General features: G+C 74.3%; 14 protein-coding genes. 11 read left to right on the top strand and 3 right to left on the bottom strand.

What is annotated here, in order from left to right:
• The first annotated feature begins 8 nt into the window (after window positions 1-8).
• Entirely contained in the window at window positions 9-872 is an 864-nt protein-coding gene (locus AC2A1K_RS01390; protein ID WP_483894511.1) for an EamA family transporter, read from the top strand.
• On the opposite strand, the gene AC2A1K_RS01385 is transcribed toward AC2A1K_RS01390, so the two are convergent.
• Window positions 855-1,715, bottom strand: a complete 861-nt coding sequence (locus AC2A1K_RS01385; RefSeq protein ID WP_483894510.1) for a 3-methyladenine DNA glycosylase — start codon at window positions 1,713-1,715, stop codon at window positions 855-857. The genes AC2A1K_RS01390 and AC2A1K_RS01385 overlap by 18 nt on opposite strands.
• Window positions 1,716-2,205: 490 nt before the next feature.
• Between AC2A1K_RS01385 and AC2A1K_RS01380 the strand changes: the two genes are divergently transcribed.
• The 4 genes from AC2A1K_RS01380 (at window position 2,206) to AC2A1K_RS01365 (ending at window position 7,725) form a co-directional block, all read left to right on the top strand.
• Window positions 2,206-3,282, top strand: coding sequence for a uroporphyrinogen decarboxylase/cobalamine-independent methonine synthase family protein (locus tag AC2A1K_RS01380; RefSeq protein ID WP_483894509.1), 1,077 nt, complete (start codon window positions 2,206-2,208; stop codon window positions 3,280-3,282).
• An 8-nt stretch (window positions 3,283-3,290) separates the two neighbouring features.
• Entirely contained in the window at window positions 3,291-4,241 is a 951-nt protein-coding gene (locus AC2A1K_RS01375) for an NAD(P)-dependent oxidoreductase (RefSeq protein ID WP_483894508.1), read from the top strand.
• 350 nt (window positions 4,242-4,591) lie between these two features.
• Window positions 4,592-6,703, top strand: a complete 2,112-nt coding sequence (gene ligA, locus AC2A1K_RS01370) for an NAD-dependent DNA ligase LigA (RefSeq protein WP_483894687.1) — start codon at window positions 4,592-4,594, stop codon at window positions 6,701-6,703.
• Between the two features lie 206 nt (window positions 6,704-6,909).
• Window positions 6,910-7,725, top strand: coding sequence for a 3-keto-5-aminohexanoate cleavage protein (locus tag AC2A1K_RS01365; RefSeq protein WP_483894507.1), 816 nt, complete (start codon window positions 6,910-6,912; stop codon window positions 7,723-7,725).
• Between the two features lie 243 nt (window positions 7,726-7,968).
• Here AC2A1K_RS01365 and AC2A1K_RS01360 read toward each other — a convergent pair whose 3' ends face one another.
• Window positions 7,969-8,628, bottom strand: a complete 660-nt coding sequence (locus AC2A1K_RS01360) for an ACT domain-containing protein (protein WP_483894506.1) — start codon at window positions 8,626-8,628, stop codon at window positions 7,969-7,971.
• A 391-nt stretch (window positions 8,629-9,019) separates the two neighbouring features.
• Here AC2A1K_RS01360 and gatC point away from each other — a divergent pair, with 391 nt between their 5' ends.
• The 5 genes from gatC to AC2A1K_RS01335 all read left to right on the top strand — a co-directional run bounded on the left by gatC (window position 9,020) and on the right by AC2A1K_RS01335 (window position 14,506).
• Window positions 9,020-9,316, top strand: a complete 297-nt coding sequence (gene gatC / locus AC2A1K_RS01355) for an Asp-tRNA(Asn)/Glu-tRNA(Gln) amidotransferase subunit GatC (RefSeq protein WP_483894505.1) — start codon at window positions 9,020-9,022, stop codon at window positions 9,314-9,316.
• A complete protein-coding gene (gatA, locus tag AC2A1K_RS01350) occupies window positions 9,313-10,866 on the top strand; it encodes an Asp-tRNA(Asn)/Glu-tRNA(Gln) amidotransferase subunit GatA (protein ID WP_483894504.1) in 1,554 nt (517 codons plus the stop codon). The genes gatC and gatA overlap by 4 nt, the downstream gene beginning before the upstream one ends.
• The gene (gatB, locus tag AC2A1K_RS01345; RefSeq protein WP_483894503.1) at window positions 10,863-12,386 is read left to right on the top strand and encodes an Asp-tRNA(Asn)/Glu-tRNA(Gln) amidotransferase subunit GatB; all 1,524 of its coding nucleotides are present in this window, start codon (window positions 10,863-10,865) and stop codon (window positions 12,384-12,386) included. The genes gatA and gatB overlap by 4 nt, the downstream gene beginning before the upstream one ends.
• 173 nt (window positions 12,387-12,559) lie before the next feature.
• On the top strand, window positions 12,560-13,078 hold the full coding sequence (locus AC2A1K_RS01340) for a hypothetical protein (RefSeq protein WP_483894502.1): 519 nt from the start codon (window positions 12,560-12,562) through the stop codon (window positions 13,076-13,078).
• A 324-nt stretch (window positions 13,079-13,402) separates the two neighbouring features.
• Window positions 13,403-14,506: an IS630 family transposase gene (locus AC2A1K_RS01335; RefSeq protein WP_483894501.1), complete on the top strand. Its 1,104-nt coding sequence runs from the start codon at window positions 13,403-13,405 to the stop codon at window positions 14,504-14,506.
• Between the two features lie 30 nt (window positions 14,507-14,536).
• Here the strand turns inward: AC2A1K_RS01335 and AC2A1K_RS01330 are convergent, their stop codons facing one another.
• Window positions 14,537-15,712, bottom strand: a complete 1,176-nt coding sequence (locus AC2A1K_RS01330) for a PQQ-dependent sugar dehydrogenase (protein ID WP_483894500.1) — start codon at window positions 15,710-15,712, stop codon at window positions 14,537-14,539.
• 77 nt (window positions 15,713-15,789) lie between these two features.
• On the opposite strand from AC2A1K_RS01330, the gene AC2A1K_RS01325 reads away from it, so the two are divergent.
• Window positions 15,790-16,719 carry a 2-hydroxyacid dehydrogenase gene (locus AC2A1K_RS01325; RefSeq protein WP_483894499.1) on the top strand — a complete coding sequence of 310 codons (930 nt, stop codon included), beginning with the start codon at window positions 15,790-15,792 and terminating at the stop codon, window positions 16,717-16,719.
• Window position 16,720: the final 1 nt, after the last annotated feature.

Raw genomic sequence — 16,720 nt, 5'->3', positions numbered from 1 at the left:
GTCGAGGGGTGAGGGGGACACGCGCTGCTACCCGCACCCGGGCCGACGCCGTCGCGATGGTCCTGGTCGGCCAGTTCTCGGTGCAGTTCGGTGCGACGGCGGCGACCGGGCTGTTCGCGCGGGTCGGCCCCGTGGGCGCGGTGTCGTTGCGGCTGGCCTTCGCGGCGCTGGTGCTGCTGGCGGTCTGCCGGCCGCGGATCCGCCGGCTCAGCGGCCGTGACCGGGCGACGGTCGTCGGCTTCGGCGTCGCGCTCGCGGGTATGAACTCCCTGATCTACGAGGCCATCGCCCGCATCCCGCTGGGGGCCGCGGTGACCCTCGAGGTGCTCGGTCCGCTCGTGCTCTCCGTCGTCGCGTCGCGGCGCGCGTCGAGCTGGTTGTGGGCCGCGCTCGCGCTCGCCGGGGTCGCGCTGCTCGGGCGCGCCGGACTGTCCGGGCTGACGTTCACCGGGGCGCTGTTCGCGCTGGGCGCGGCGACGATGTGGGCGGCGTACATCCTCGCGTCCCGCCACGCCGGCGGGCGCTTCGAGCGGCTCGACGGGCTGGCGCTCGCGATGACCGTCGGCGCCGTGCTGACCGTCCCGTTCGGCGTGGTGCAGGGCGGAGCGGCGATGGTCGACCCCGTGGTGCTCGGGTGGGGCGCGGCGGTGGCGCTGCTGTCCTCGCTCGTGCCCTACAGCCTGGAGCTGCTCGCGCTGCGCCGGATGCCGACCTCGACGTTCTCGGTGCTCATGAGCCTGGCGCCGGCGATCGCCGCGACCGCCGGGTTCGTGGTCCTGGGCCAGGAGGTCACGGTCGTGTCGGCGCTCGCGATCGCGATGGTGGTCGTGGCGAGCATCGGGGCGGTGCGGACCTCACGCCCTCTCGCGTGAGCCGATCGCGTCGAGGAGGCGTTCCCGCAGGTCCGCGCTGCGCTCGGCGAAGCCCTGCTGAGCGGCGGCGTACGCGGCCTTGCCCTCGGCGGTCTCGATGCGCACGGGTTCGTAGCCGAGGTCGGCGAGGTCGTAGGGCGAGGCGCGCATGTCCAGGACGCGGATGTCGTGGGCCAGCGTGAACGTGTCCAGGAGCAGCTCGCCGGGCACGAGGGGCCCGAGCTTGTCCGCCCACTTGTAGAGATCCATACCGGCGTGGAGGCAGCCGGGCTGCTCGAGCTCGACCTGGCGCTCCCGGGTCGGCGTGACGGTGTTGCGGGGCGCGGCGGCGTCGGTGAAGAACCGGTAGGCGTCGAAGTGCGAGCAGCGGATGCGGTGGGACTCGACGACGGCGTCGGTGCCGGCGGCGCCGAGGCGCAGGCGGACGGGGTGTCGAGTGTCGGGGTCGCGGTAGACCATGGCCCACTCGTGCAGCCCGAAGCAGCCCAGCTGGGCGGGGCGCTCCGCGGTCGCGCGCAGCAGGCCCGCGACGAAGGCGAGCGTGGTGGCGCGCTCGCTCTCGAGGGAGGCATGGTCGACGCGGACACCGTGGTCGTCGGCGATGTAGTGGCGCCAGTCCGCGCGCTCGTCGGCGTCCTCGAGCACCACCCCGGCGCCGGGGTGCCATCGCCGCAATCGGCTGGGGCGCGTGGGGTAGTAGGTGTAGAGGAAGTCCTCGACGGGGTGCGCCTCGCCGCGCGCCTTCCGCGCCCGGTGCCCGGCGGTCAACGCGTCGGCGCGCTCGGCGTGCGCCGCGGCCCGCGCGCGCCACTCCCCGCTCGCCAGCACCTCCACGCGCCCCATGCTGCCAGCGCGCGATGTCAGCGGCGTGGCGCCGCAGACGTTGAGTGTCCGTATCGCCACGCGCTCGATCCGGCCGCTGGACCGTTCGGCGCACACTGCACCGTCGCGCCCCTCCCGTCGGAATCCACGGAGACCGGGGAGACGTCGACAGGGCCCGGGCTCGGCCGTCGAGCTCGGCCGGGGGCTCGCCGCCCACCGACGACCTCCTCGTGCGCGGCGGGCCCGAGCGCGCGATCACCCAGGAACCGGCCGACGGTGCCGCCGACGTGGAGGCCGACCTCGCGGCCCGGGCGCGGCTGATCCGGGGGCGCACGCCCGACGACGCGGCGCGCCTCGTCGCTGCGTCCGGCGCGGAGCGTCTCGCTCGCGTCCGCACCCTCCTCCCGGCGCTCCGGCCGTGGGCGCCCCTCGCTCATCGACGCGACCGAAGGGGCCCTTCGGTCGGCACCCCGGGGCGGCCCCGCCGCGCGCGCAGGTGGATCCTGGTGCCGTGAGCGAGACGAGCGGGACGGTGGCACCGGAAGCCCGCGAGCCCCAGCCCGGCGACCGGGCCACAGGGCTCGGATCCTGGCCCGGTACCGACGTGCGCGAGGCCGCGCGCACGATCGTCGGCGAGGTGCCCGGGCTCCCGTACGTGCCCGAGCTCCCCGCCCGCGGGGCCGGCGCCGACATGATCGGGCGCACCGCCGCGCTGCTCGTCGACCTCACCGTCGAGGTGTGGCCGTCGGGCTGGCGGGTCGCACGCAGGCCCGGCGGCGACCACCGCCGCGCCGAGGAGCTGCTCGCGCGCGACGTCGACGCGCTCGACGAGGCGCTGGGGGAGGCGGGCGCGCGGCCGCCGGCGGTGAAGTGCCAGGTCGCCGGGCCGTGGACGCTCGCCGCCGGCATCGAGCTGCGGTCCGGGCACCGCGTGCTCACCGACCGCGGCGCGCTCGCGGAGTTCGCCGCCAGTCTCGGAGAAGGCCTGCGCACGCACGTCGCCGAGCTGACGAGACGCACCGAGGCCCCCGTCGTCGTCCAGATCGACGAGCCGACCCTGCCTGCCGTGCTCGCCGGGTCGCTGCCGACGCCCTCGGGCTACGGGACGGTCGGCGCGGTGCCGGGCGCCGAGGCCCGCGCACTCCTCGAGCAGACGGTCCGGGCAGCACGAGACGCCGGCGCGAGCACCGTCGCCGTCCACTGTTGCCACCCCACCCCGCCGCTCGCGCTGATCCGGGCGACACGACCCGACGCGGTCGCCGTCGACCTCGGAGCCCTCGGCGGACCGGACGCTCCGAAGGAGGTCCTCGACGCCCTCGGCGAGATCTGGGAGGCGGGCACGGAGCTGTGGCTGGGCATCGTGCCGGCCACGGACCCCGGGACGAGCCCGGAGCTCTCCGACCTCGCCCGCCCCGCCCTCGATCTCGCCGACCGCCTCGGTTTCGACCGCGCCCACCTCGCCGACCGCACCGTCGTCACCCCGACCTGCGGCCTCGCCGGCGCCACCCCGGGCTGGGCGCGGCGGGCGACCGGCATCGGCGTCGAGCTCGCCCGTGCCTTCGTCGACCCGCCCGAGGGCTGGAGATAGGAGATCAGGTGCGGATCGGACTGGTGGGCGGTGGGTTCGCCGCCCTGCGCGGGGCCCTCGAGACGGCGTTCGACGAGGTCGGCTGGACCGGCATCGAGATCGTCGGCGTCCCGGTCGATGTCCCGGACGACGGCGTCGAGCACGTCGACGTCCTGTGCCCCATGGGCAGCACGGTCTCCGGGGCGCTCATGGACGCCACGACGCCGCGCCTGATCCAGCAGTTCGGCGTCGGGCTCTCCGGCGTCGACCTCGACGCGGCTGCCGCGCGCGGGCTCGAGGTCGACAACGTCTCCGGCGCCGAGTCCGGCAACGCCGTCGCCGTCGCGGAGGTCGCCCTCCTGCACCTGCTCGCGCTGCTGCGCCGCTTCGAGGAGGCCCGGGCAGGAGTGGCGAAGGAGCTCGTCGGCGAGCCGTCCGGCCGCACCCTGTCCGGGCGCACCGTCGGCGTGCTCGGCGTCGGCGACATCGGCGCCGAGGTGATCGTGCGCCTGCGCGCCTTCGGTGCCGTGCCCGTCGGGATCGGGCGTCGCCGGCGGGCCGACACGCCGAGAGCGGCCGACCTCCTCGACGACACCCACTACCACCTCGTCGACGACCTGCTCCCCGCCCTCGCCCGCTGCGACGACCTCGTCGTGGCGTGCCCGCTGACCCCGCAGACGCGCCGGATCGTCGGCGCCGCCGCGCTCGAGGCCCTGCGCCCCGGCGGGTATCTCGTCAACGTCGCCCGCGGCGGCGTCGTCGACAAGGACGCCCTGCACGCCGCCCTGCGCGACGGCCGCCTCGCCGGCGCGGGTCTCGACGTCACCTGGGTCGAGCCGATCGACCCCGACGACCCGCTGCTCGCCGAGAACGTCGTCGTCACCCCGCACGTCGGCGGCGTCACCGAGACGTCCTATGCCGGCATCGCCACCGGCTTCGTCGCCTCGGTGGAACGGCACCTCGGACGACACGGGGAGTGATCGGGAAGGCGACCACGGTGCGATCACGTGCGCTCGCCGGGGAGGCTGCGCACGGCGGGTGGGCCCCGGCCGGGCGCGGGGCCCCGCGCGGACGGCGGTGGGCCCGGACGGCGACGGCGATCCTGGACCGCGCCGGACCGCGCCGGACCGCGCCGGACCGCGCCGGACCGCGCCGGACCGCGCCGGACCGCGCCGGACCGCGCCGGACCGCGCCGGACCGCGCCGAACCGCGCCGAACCGCGCCGGGCCGCCGCCGGGCCCCGACACGGTCGAGTCACGGTTCACTGTCGGGGTGCGCGGTTAATCTCGGGCCCGTGACCAGCACGGAACACGCCCCCGAACGCGGTGGGGTGCCCACTCATCTGGCTCAGCGCCACCGCGAGCTGTCCGAGGTCGTGGCCGACCACCAGTTCCGCTACTACGTGCTCGACGCCCCGATCGTCACCGACGGCGAGTTCGACGAGCTGTTCGGCGAGCTGCAGCGGCTCGAGCAGGACCACCCGTCGCTGGTCACGCCCGAGTCGCCGACGCAGCGGGTGGGCGGCGGGTTCTCCACCGACTTCGTCGCGGTCGACCATCTCGAGCGCATGCTCTCGCTCGACAACGCGTTCACCGCCGACGAGCTGCGCGAGTGGGTGCTGCGCGTGCAGCGCGAGCTCGACTTCCCCACCGAGGAGCTGCTCTACCTCTGCGAGCTCAAGATCGACGGGCTGGCGGTCAACCTGCTCTACGAGAACGGCCACCTCACCCGGGCACTCACGCGCGGCGACGGGCGCACCGGCGAGGACATCACGCTCAACATGCGCACCCTCGCTGACGTCCCCACCGAGCTCACCGGCACCGACGAGTTCTCGGTCCCCGAGCTCATGGAGGTCCGCGGCGAGGTGTTCTTCCGCCTCGCGGACTTCGAGGAGCTCAACGCCGGGCTCGTCGCGGCCGGCAAGCAGCCGTTCGCCAATCCCCGCAACTCCGCGGCCGGCTCGCTGCGCCAGAAGGACCCGCGGGTGACGGCCACGCGGCCGCTGCGGCTGATCTGCCACGGCCTGGGCAAGCGGCGCGGCTTCACGCCGGAGCGCCAGTCGCAGGCGTACGACGCGCTGGCGGCGTGGGGGCTGCCGGTGTCGTCACACACGCGTGTGATCCACGGTGTCGACGCGGTGATCGAGCACGTCGCCTACTGGGGCGAGCACCGCCACGACGCCCAGCACGAGATCGACGGTGTCGTGATCAAGGTCGACGACGTCGCGCTGCAGCGCCGGCTGGGCTCCACGTCCCGGGCGCCGCGCTGGGCGATCGCCTACAAGTACCCGCCCGAGCAGGCCACCACGACGCTGCGCAACATCAGCGTCAACGTCGGGCGCACCGGGCGCGTCACACCGTTCGCCGAGATGGACCCGGTGCTCGTCGCGGGGTCGACGGTGTCGCTCGCGACGCTGCACAACGCGGGCGAGGTCGAGCGCAAGGGCGTCCTCATCGGCGACCGCGTGATCATCCGCAAGGCCGGCGACGTCATCCCCGAGGTGCTCGGGCCGGTCGTCGAGGCGCGCGACGGCAGCGAGCACGCGTTCGTCATGCCGACCCACTGCCCCGAGTGCGGCACCGAGCTGCGCCAGATGCGCGAGGGCGACAAGGACCTGCGCTGTCCCAACGCCCGCTCCTGTCCCGCACAGCTGCGCGAGCGCCTGTTCCACGTCGCGGGCCGGGGCGCCTTCGACATCGAGGTGCTCGGCTACGAGGCGGCCACCGCGCTGCTCGACGCCGGGGTGGTGGCCGACGAGGGCGACGTCTTCCGGCTCACCGAGGACGACCTCATCCAGGTCGACCTGTTCCGCACCAAGGCGGGCAACGTCTCGGCCAACGGGCGCAAGCTGCTCACCAACCTCGACACCGCGAAGCACCGCCCGCTGTGGAAGGTTCTGGTCGGCCTCTCGATCCGCCACGTGGGTCCGACGGCGGCGCAGGCGCTGGCGCGGCACTTCCGGTCGGTCGACGCCATCGACGCCGCCACCGAGGAGGAGCTGGCGGCCGTCGACGGCGTCGGGCCGACGATCGCGCGTGCGGTGCGGGAGTGGTTCTCGGTCGACTGGCACCGCGAGGTCGTCGAGAAGTGGCGCGCCGCGGGGGTGGAGCTCGCCGAGGAGGCCGACGACTCGGTGCCGCGCACCCTGGAGGGCCTCTCGATCGTCGTGACGGGCTCGCTGCCGACGTTCTCCCGCGACGAGGCGAAGGAGGCGATCCTCGCCCGCGGCGGGCGCGCGGCGGGCTCGGTGTCGAAGAGGACGGCGTTCCTCGTCGTCGGCGACGAGCCGGGGTCGAAGTACGACAAGGCGGTCTCGGCCGGTGTCCCGATCCTCGACGAGGACGGCTTCCGGGTGCTGCTCGCCGACGGACCGGAGGCGGCCACGGCGGCCGCGGTCGACCCTTCGGCGGGGGGTGCGGGCGAAGCCGACGCGGACGCCTGACCGGCCACGGAGGCGTCACGAACCGGGCGGTATGCGTCCCTTCGGCGGCATCGGGCACACTCACACCGTCGGGTGACCACGCCTGCGTCCGTCCGGGTGGCATCGATGTGGGATTTCCGACGTCGTCGGCTTGGCGTTGCCCTCGCCGTCGGCAGCGTCGAAGCTGGACACCTCGGTCCGGGGTCGCGAGAGGGGAGGACGCCGCGGTGCTGCAGTGCTGCCCCAACGGTGCCCGCCCCGCCGACGTGTACCCGGCGGTCCCGATGAGCCCGCGTCACCTGGCCCGTGACGCCCGTGCTGTGACGGCCCTCGGGGTCACGAGCCTGCACGTGCACCCCCGCGACCGGGACGGCCAGGAGAGCCTCGACCCGCGCGTCATCGGCACGGTCGTCGACGCGATCCGCACCGAGGCGCCGGAGATGGAGATCGGCGTGACCACGGCCCGCTGGGTCGAGCCGGATCCCCTGAAGCGCACCGAGATCATCGGGCAGTGGGGACGCCTGCCGCGCCACGCCCGCCCCGACGTCGCCTCGGTCAACGTCCACGAGCGCGGCTGGCAGCGCGTCTGCGCGGCGCTCGACGCGGTCGGCATCGGCGTCGAGCTGGGCGTGTGGACCACCGGCGACGCCGTGCAGCTCAAACAGGCCGGCCTGCCGCGCGGCACCGTGCGGGTCCTCGCCGAGGTCACCGTCACCGATCCGGACACCGCGGTCGCCGAGGCCGTCCGCATCCTCAAGGCCCTCGGCCCGGTCCCCGCGCCGATCCTGCTGCACGGCGAGGAGGCGGGCGCCTGGCCCGTCCTCGAGTACGCGAAGCGCAACAACCTCGACACCCGCATCGGCTTCGAGGACACCCTCAAGGGGCCCGACGGCACCTGGCTGGCGACGGGCAACGAGGAGCTCGTGCGCTACGCGCTGGGCCACGACGTCGGCGGACGCTACGAGCGCCGCCGCAACGGCGGTCGCGGCGGCCTGCGGGGGTCGGGGTTCTGGCCGGGGTCGCGGGCCGACCACCGCCGCTGAACTCCCGTTCGCGTCCGATATCTCACGCGGCGTGACCAAATGGCGCTTCACTTTCTGAACCGCTCCGCCGTGCGACTCGTTCAGGGCGGCGCCTGATACGCCGCGTCGCCGTGCCGTGGTGGTCCACTGGGTACGGGGCTCCTACGGCGCGACGTTCGGCCGACTCCAAGGATCAAGGCCGTCTACGACCCGGAGAACCTGTTCCACCGCAACCCCGACATCTCGCCGGCGGCCTGACCACGCCTACCCGGTGATCGTCGCGACGATCCCGGCGAGGTGGGAGAGCCGGGCGAGCTCCGAGGGCCGGAAGGCCGGCCCTCCGGGGCGTCCGACGACGACGGCGCGTTCCGGGTGCCCCAGCGGCGCCGCGGCGAGCTCGGTGTCGAGGTCGGTCCAGGCCTCGGGGACCGTGTGCCCGCCGGCCGGGTCGAGCACCGTCGCCTTGTCCAGCGGCAACCAGGGGAGCTCCGCGGCGTCGGTCTCCGGGGCCGCCGCGCTCGAGGCGACGCGGCGGACGCGGGTGCCGTCGCCGGTCCTCTCGGCGATCAGCGCCCAGGCCGACCGGAACAGGCGGGGCACTCCCTCGGCCAGCAGCGCCAGGCCCTCCTCGGGCCGGGCGGTGATGGCCTCGACCAGCTCCAGCTCGCGGGTGGTGTCCAGCCCACCCGCGAACGGCCGGACCGACTCGACCACCACGCCGTCGACGGCCTCCGCGGCGGTGATGAGCACGTCCGGCAGCCGGGAGCTGGGCATCTCGACGACGAGGTCGTCCACCGCCGAGCCGCCCCCGCGCTCGACGACGTCGACGGAGAGGATGTCCGCTCCCTCGGCCCCGAGTGCGGACGCGAGCGCCCCGAGGGTGCCCGGACGGTCCGGCAGCACCACGCGCAGCAGGTAGGTCACGGCCCTCCTCGACTCCCGGGACTCCCGACGGCTCCGGCGTGCTCTCGCGGCGTGGGCACGTGGCTCGACCCGCTCGCCGCTCGGCGGCGCCGCGCCCCCGGGTGCCCACCGAGGGCCCCACCGACGGGACCGGCGCATCCTCGCAGTCCGACCCCCGTCCAGGCGAGGGATGATCAGACGTGACCGCCGGAAACCTCCTCGGGGCCGGTCCTAGACTGGACGTTCGCGCCGGGAGACGCAGCGAAGCGGAGCTCGACCCGTGTGGCCGGGAGACGCAGCGAAGCGGAGCTCGACCCGTGTGGCCGGGAGACGCAGCGAAGCGGAGCTCGACGGAGATGAGGGCACGACAGAGGTCCTCGACGCGCTCGACAGTGCACGACCCCGGAGGGACATGTCCGACATCACCCGCGACGACGTCGCCCACCTCGCCCGCCTGGCCCGGCTCGCCGTCTCCGACGTCGAGCTGGACGTGTTCTCGGGACAGATCGACGCCATCGTCGACACCGTCTCCCGGGTCGGCGAGATCCCCGACGACGTCCCCCCGACCGCGCAGGTCGTGCCGCAGACGAACGTGCTGCGCCCGGACGCGGTGGAGCCGTCGCTGCCCCGTGACGTCGCGCTCGCCGAGGCCCCGGCCGCCGAGGAAGGCCGCTTCCGCGTCCCGCGCATCCTGGGGGAAGAGCTGTGAGCGCCGGGAGGGGAGCGGGAGCAGCGGGAGGCGAGCTGATCTCCCTCGACGCCGCGGAGCTCGCGCGCCGCATCCACGCCCGCGAGGTGTCGTCGGTGGACGTCACCCGCGCGCACCTCGAGCGCATCGAGGCCGTCGACGGTGACGGCGGGCCCGACGGCGTGCACGCGTTCCTGCACCTCGACGCCGAGGGCGCGCTGGCCGCGGCCGAGGCCGCCGACCGGGCGATCGCCGACGGCGCGCCCGCGTCCCCGTTGGCCGGGGTGCCGGTCGCGGTCAAGGACAACCTGACCACCACCGACATGCCCACGACGTGCGCCTCGCGCATCCTCGAGGGTTGGCGGCCGCCGTACGACGCGACGGTGGTGTCCCGGCTGCGCGCCGCCGGCCTGGTGCCGCTGGGCAAGACGAACCTCGACGAGTTCGCCATGGGCAGCTCCACCGAGAACTCGGCGTTCGGGCCCAGCCGCAACCCCTGGGACCTCTCGCGGATCCCCGGTGGCTCCGGTGGCGGGTCCTCGTCGGCGGTCGCCGCGGGGGAGTCGCCGCTCGCGCTCGGCTCGGACACCGGCGGCTCGATCCGCCAGCCGGGCGCGGTCACCGGCACCGTGGGCGTCAAGCCGACCTACGGCACGGTCTCGCGCTACGGCCTGATCGCGTTCTCGTCGTCCCTGGACCAGGTCGGCCCCTGCGCCCGCTCGGTGCTCGACGCCGCCCTGCTGCACGAGGCCATCGGCGGTGCCGACCCGCGCGACCAGACCTCGGTCAGCGCACCCCTGCCGCCCGTCGTCGAGGCCGCGCAGGCCGGCGCCCGGGGCGACCTGTCCGGCGTGCGCGTCGGGGTGGTCACCGAGTTCTCCGGCGAGGGCTACCAGCCCGGCGTGCTCGGGGCGTTCACCGACGCCGTGCGGGTGCTCGGCGAGCTGGGCGCCGAGGTCGTCGAGGTCTCGTGCCCGTCGTTCGGCTACGCCCTGCCGGCGTACTACCTCATCGCGCCGAGCGAGGCGTCGAGCAACCTCGCCCGCTTCGACGCCATGCGCTACGGCCTGCGGGTCGGTGACGACGGCGAGCACGCGGCCGACGAGGTCATGTCGCTGACGCGCGAGGCGGGCTTCGGCGCCGAGGTCAAGCGCCGCATCATGATCGGGACGCACGCGCTGTCGGCCGGGTCGTACGACGCGCTCTACGGCAAGGCGCAGAAGGCGCGCACGCTGATCGTCCGCGACTTCACCGCGGCGTTCGAGACCTGTGACGTGCTGATCTCGCCGACCACGCCCACCACGGCGTTCCCCATCGGCGAGCGGGCGGACGACCCGCTGGCGATGTACCTCGCCGACCTCTGCACGATCCCGTCGAACCTGGCCGGCAACGCCGCGCTCTCGGTGCCGTGCGGCCCGTCCGCGGACGACGGCCTGCCCGTCGGCCTGCAGATCATGGCCCCGGCCCTCGCCGACGACCGTGCCTACCGGGTGGCCGCCGCCTACGAGGTCGCCCGCGGCGACGCCGGACCCCGCATCCCGGAACTGCGTGCCCTGGAGACCTCGCGATGACCGCTGTGTCGACCACCTCTGGCGTGGAGTCCGCCCCGTACACCGTCGAGGAGGTCTGCGAGCGCTTCGACCCCGTCATGGGGCTCGAGGTGCACGTGGAGCTCAACACCGCGACCAAGATGTTCTGCGGCTGCGCCAACGCCTTCGGTGCCGAGCCCAACACGAACATCTGCCCGGTCTGCCTCGGCCTGCCCGGCTCGCTGCCGCGCCTCAACGGCACCGCCGTCGAGTCGGCGGTCAGGATCGGGCTGGCGCTCAACTGCCACGTGCGGGAGCGCTCCGGCTTCGCCCGGAAGAACTACTTCTACCCGGACATGCCCAAGAACTTCCAGATCTCCCAGTACGAGGACCCGATCGTCTTCGACGGGCACCTCGACGTGCCGCTGGACGACGGCTCCACGTGGCGCGTGGAGATCGAGCGCGCGCACATGGAGGAGGACACCGGCAAGTCCCTGCACATCGGCGGGGCCACCGGGCGCATCCACGGCGCGGACCACTCGCTGCTCGACTACAACCGCGCCGGCGTGCCGCTCATCGAGATCGTCACCAAGCCGATCATCGGGGCCGGCGTGCGCGCGCCCGAGGTCGCCCGCGCCTACGTGACGGCGCTGCGTGACGTCCTGCGCGGGCTCGGCGTCTCCGACGTGCGCATGGACCAGGGCTCGATGCGCTGCGACGCCAACGTGTCGCTCAAGCCGACGGGCACCGAGGCGTTCGGCACCCGCACCGAGACGAAGAACGTCAACTCGCTGCGCTCGGTGGAGCGCGCGGTGCGCTACGAGATGGGCCGCCACGCCGGCGTCCTGCTCTCCGGCGGCACCGTCACCCAGGAGACCCGGCACTTCGACGAGCAGTCCGGGACGACGTCGGCGGGCCGGCCGAAGGAGACCTTCGCCGACTACCGCTTCTTCCCCGAGCCCGACCTCCCACCGCTGGAGCCGTCGCGCGACTGGGTGGAGACGCTGCGCGCGGGGCTGCCCGAGCGGCCCTGGGAGCGTCGGGCGCGCATCCAGACCGAGTGGGGCCTGTCCGACGAGGAGCTGCGCGACCTGGTCAACGCGGACGCGCTCGACCTCGTCGCCGACACCGTCGAGGCCGGCGCACCGCCCGAGTCGGCCCGCTCCTGGTGGGTGTCCTACCTCGCCCAGCAGGCCAACACGGCCGGGGTGACGCTCCCGGAACTCGCGATCACCCCGGCACAGGTGGCGCGCGTGGTGGCGCTGGTCGCCGACGGCACGCTGACCAACAAGCTGGCGCGCCAGGTCGTCGACGGCGTGCTGGCGGGAGAGGGCGAACCGGACCACGTCGTCGCCGGCCGGGGTCTCGCGGTGGTCAGCGACGAGAGCGCGCTCGCGGCGGCCGTGGACGAGGCGCTCGCCGCGCAGCCCGACATCGCCGAGAAGATTCGCGCGGGCAAGACGAAGGCTGCCGGCGCGATCGTCGGGGCTGTGATGAAGGCCACTCGCGGTCAGGCCGACGCCGCCCGTGTGCAGGAGCTGGTGCTCGAGCGCTGCCAGTAGGGCGTCGTCCGAAGATCTGGATCATGTTTCCTGTGATCTGGCCGTAACCCGAATGAGATCCCTCCGTTGGGTGATTCAGGGAGCAGCGTGTAGCGGCTTCTTGACCGGGCGTCACAGCGTGCCATCGCTCGGTCGTATCCCCCGACGCCACACGAAGTACTGGAGGGTTCCGAATGGGTGCACACAGTGCCCGGCAGACCAGCACGGTCGGCAAGGTCGCCGGTCGCGGCGCGCTCACCGCTGCCGCTGCGCTCGCGCTGACGGGCGGCACCGCCTCGTTCGCGTTCGCCGACGCCCCGGCGGACTTCGACAACACCGCGAGCACGCTGCAGGACGTGGCCTCGAGCAACGTCGAGAGCCTCGCGGCGCTGCCCGACACCGACGTGCCGACCACGATCAAGGGTGGCGAGGAGCTCGTCGGCGGTCACGTGTCCGCCGCTCAGCACGACGTCAGCCGGATCACCTCGGCCGTGACCTCCGACGTGCAGACCGTCGCCAACGCCCATGGCGCGGGCCTCGGCAGCTCGGTCACCGACGGCGAGCAGGAGATCACCGGCGCGGTGTCGCAGGCCTCCGGCAAGATCCACGACGCCACCGGCGCCGGCGCCCTCACGCTCGACGAGGCCGCCTCGCAGGGCTCGAGCGTGCTCTCCTTCGGCGGCCACGCCGACAGCGACGACGAGGACGCCTGACCCGCTCCCCAGGTCAGGCGAGCCCGCGGCCCCGTTCCTCCCCACCCCGAGGAGGAGCGGGGCCGCTGGTGCGTCCGGGCAAGTGTCAGCGGCGTGGCGTCGCTGACGCCCAGTGTCCGTAACGCCACGCGCTCGATCGCGGACGTCGGGGTGCATCGACTCGCCGGCGACCCCGGAAGACCTCGACCGCGAGCCCGCAGGCCGTTCGGCGTGCGGTCGTCGTCGAGCTGACCGGGCTAGTGCTGCGTCAGGAAACGTTGAGGCCGTAACCGAGACTTGATCAGGATCTTGAGGGGTTGGAGGCTGTTGCCCGGGAGGTGGGCGATGGCACGGCCTGCAGAGGTGTTCGCTCGGGAGCTGTCCGAGGCGGAGGCGGAGCGCCTGGTCAAGATCACCAGGACGACGAAGGACCGGGTGCGGTTGCGGCGGGCGGGGATCGTGCTGGCCTCGACCCAGGGGCGTAGCGCCACCGACGCGGCGGCGATGTTCGCCGCGACCGCGGCGTACGCGCGGGAGGTGATCCACGCGTTCAACGACCAGGGGTTCGCAGCCTTGGACCCAAAATGGAGCGGGGGCCGACCTCGTAGGTTCGGCCCCCGGTCCCGCGAGACGATCGCCCAGCTCGCCAAGACCGCCCCGGCCCAGCTCGGGCTGCCCTTCACCACCTGGAGCCTGACCAAGCTCGTCGAGCATCTCGCCGTGGCCCACCGGATCGCGGTGAGTACCGAGACCGTGCGCCAGGTGCTGCGTGCCGCGGGGATCAGCTGGCAGGCCACCAAGACCTGGAAGGGCAGCCGCGACCCCGAGTTCAGCACGAAGAAGGACCGCGTCCTCGAGCTCTACGACCAGGCCGCCGCCGGGCAGCTGCCCGTCGGCGGGCGGGTGGTGTGCGTCGACGAGTTCGGGCCGTTGAACCTGCAGCCCCGCCCCGGCCACGGTTGGTTCCCCCGCCGGCGGGCAGCGCGGCTGCGCGCGACCTACACCCGCACCGGCGGGGTGCGGCACATGTACGCCGCGCTCGACCTCGCCAGCGGGCAGCTGTTCTACCGGTTCCGCGACCGCAAACGCAGCCAGGAGTTCCTCGGGTTCCTGCGCCAGCTCCGGACTCGGTTCCCGACCGGGCGGCTGTTCGTGGTGTGCGACAACTTCTCCCCGCACCGCCACCACCGGGTCACGGCCTGGTGCGCCGCCCACGACGTCGAGCTGGTCTTCACCCCGACCCACGCCTCCTGGCTGAACTGGATCGAGGCCGAGTTCACCGCGCTGCGCTACTTCACCCTCGACGGCAGCGACTACCCCAGCCACACCGCCCAGCAAGCCGCGATCGCGGGCTACGTGCGCTGGCACAACCGCCACGCCACCCCGAAACGCCGCTTCGCCGCCAACTCCAAGATCCGCAGACCCTGTTACCTACCCAACGTTGCCTGACGCGGCACTAGCTGACCGGGCTAATCGGGGCTAATCGGCCCCGCTCGCCCCGCCCGACGGCGGGCGGATGCGCACGACGCGGTCGTCGGTCGGGGTCACGGGGCCGCCGCCGCCCTTGTTGGCCGTCGTGAACCAGATGAGCCCGTCGGAGGCCACGTCCGTGCCCGTGATGCGCCCGTAGGTGCCCGCGAGGACGGACTGCGGGTTGCCGACGAACGACCCCTGCGGCGTCGGGCGCAGCACGAACATCGCGCTCGAGCCCTCCAGGCCGACGACGAGCGTGCCCGGCAGCGCGGCGCACCCGGCGACGCCGGGCCGGTCGGGCCAGGTCCACGCCGGCGAGGTCGCGGCGGCCGCGCCCGGCGCCTCGCCGGGCCGCACGGCGAGCAGGACGTCGCGCGGCCCCGCCTGGTCGGTGATCCAGCTGACGCCGGTGGTCGGGTCGGCGCACACGTCGCCCGGGGCGTGCAGGCCGCCGCCGACGACCGGTGACGTCGGGTTCGGCGTTCCGCGGGCGGGCCTGCCGAACGGGTCGATGCGCAGGAGCTTGCCGGCGAGCGAGGTCGCCGATGCCGCCGCCGCGCGGTCCCCGCCGTCGCCGGTGGCGACCAGCAGGGTGCCGTCGGACTCGACGCCGATCGCGCCGCTGTTGCCCGACGGCCCGCTCGGGATGCCGCCGAGCACGGTCTTCGGGACGTCGCCGGGCGCGACACGCATGACGGCGTTGCCGTCGCCGGTGGTGGCGTAGACGTAGACGAGCTGGTCCTCGGCATAGCTGGGGGAGAGCGCGATGCTGGTGAGCCCGCCGTCGCCGGTCGCGTTCACGGGGACCGTCGCCACGGTCTCCGGCTCCTCGTCGGGCGCCACGCGCAGGATGCGGCCGGTGGTGCGCTCCGCGACCAGCGCCGCCGCGCCGCCCGGCAGCGTGACGATCGCCGAGAGCGGCTCGAGGCAGGTGGCGACGACCTGCGGGTCCGGGTCGACGCACGGCGGGGGCGTCGACGGCGGGCCGGAGTTCGGCGCGGGCGTGGGCTCACCGGTCTCGGGCAGCTGGGGCTGCGGGGCACGTTCGGCGCCGAGGTCGGGGCGCTCCCGCCACGGCTGCTGGCCCGCGTCCGGGAACTGGGCGCATCCGGCCAGCAGCGCGGCGAGCACGACGAGCAGCAGCGCCACCCGCCGGGGGACGCCGCGCGCCGGACCGATCACGGTGGGACACACTAGGCGTGCCCGGCTGTGCCGGCCGTGAGACGGGGTCGCTCCCGGTGCACTACCCTCCGCCGACCGTGGCTCCGGAACCCGTGACCGTCCTCGTCCCGCACGCCGAGGGCGAGACCGCCCTCGCCGACATCGACGGGCTCGAGCTCGTCCGCTACGACGAACAGGCCGACGAGCTACCTGACGCCGCGCAGCGCGCCGCCGTGCTCATCCCCGGCTTCCTGGCCACCGGCGAGGCGCTGAAGCTGGTGGAACGCTGCCCGCAGGTGCGCCTGGTGCAGCTGCTCTCGGCGGGCGCGGAGCTGTGGGTGGGGCGGCTGCCCGAGGGCGTTCAGCTCTCGGACTGCCAGGGCGCGCACGGCGGCGTGACCGCGGAGTGGGTGCTCGCCGCGACCCTCGCGGTGCTGCGCGAGATCCCCCCGTTCGTGCGGGCCCAGGACGAGGGCCGCTGGGACCAGCACATCACCGACACCCTCACCGGCAAGCGGGTGCTGCTCGTCGGCGCGGGCGATCTCGCCGAGCAGACCGCCCGGCGGCTCGAGACCTTCGACGTCGCCGCGATCACGCGCGTCGGGCGGCGAGCCCGCGACGGCGTGCACGCGACCTCCGAGCTGCCCGACCTCCTGCCCGACCACGACGTCGTCGTCCTGCTCGTCCCGCTCACCGAGGAGACGCGCGGGCTGGTCGACGCCGCGTTCCTCGCCGCGATGCCCGACGGCGCGCTGCTGGTCAACGCCGCGCGCGGACCGGTGGTGGACACCGACGCCCTGCTCGCCGAGCTGCGCTCCGAGCGCCTGCGCGCGGCCGTCGACGTCGTCGACCCCGAGCCGCTGCCCGCGGACCACCCGTTGTGGTCGGCGCCCAACCTGCTGATCACCCCGCACGTCGGCGGCAGCGTCCCCGGTCACCTCGACCGGGCCTACCGCGTGGTCCACGACCAGCTGGCGGCCGTCGCGCGCGGGGAGGACCCGCCGAACCTCGTCCGCAACGGATACTGAG

Source organism: Actinomycetospora sp. 2LY8.5, assembly GCF_057180585.1.
This window is presented reverse-complemented; position numbering and strand designations above follow the sequence as displayed.

Excerpts from the sequence above, each read along its gene's own strand:
- AC2A1K_RS01385 (WP_483894510.1), bottom strand. The coding sequence starts at position 1,715 with ATGGGGCGCGTGGAGGTGCTGGCGAGCGGGGAGTGGCGCGCGCGGGCC.
- gatC (WP_483894505.1), top strand. The coding sequence starts at position 9,020 with ATGTCCGACATCACCCGCGACGACGTCGCCCACCTCGCCCGCCTGGCC.
- gatB (WP_483894503.1), top strand. The coding sequence starts at position 10,863 with ATGACCGCTGTGTCGACCACCTCTGGCGTGGAGTCCGCCCCGTACACC.
- AC2A1K_RS01340 (WP_483894502.1), top strand. The coding sequence starts at position 12,560 with ATGGGTGCACACAGTGCCCGGCAGACCAGCACGGTCGGCAAGGTCGCC.
- AC2A1K_RS01335 (WP_483894501.1), top strand. The coding sequence starts at position 13,403 with ATGGCACGGCCTGCAGAGGTGTTCGCTCGGGAGCTGTCCGAGGCGGAG.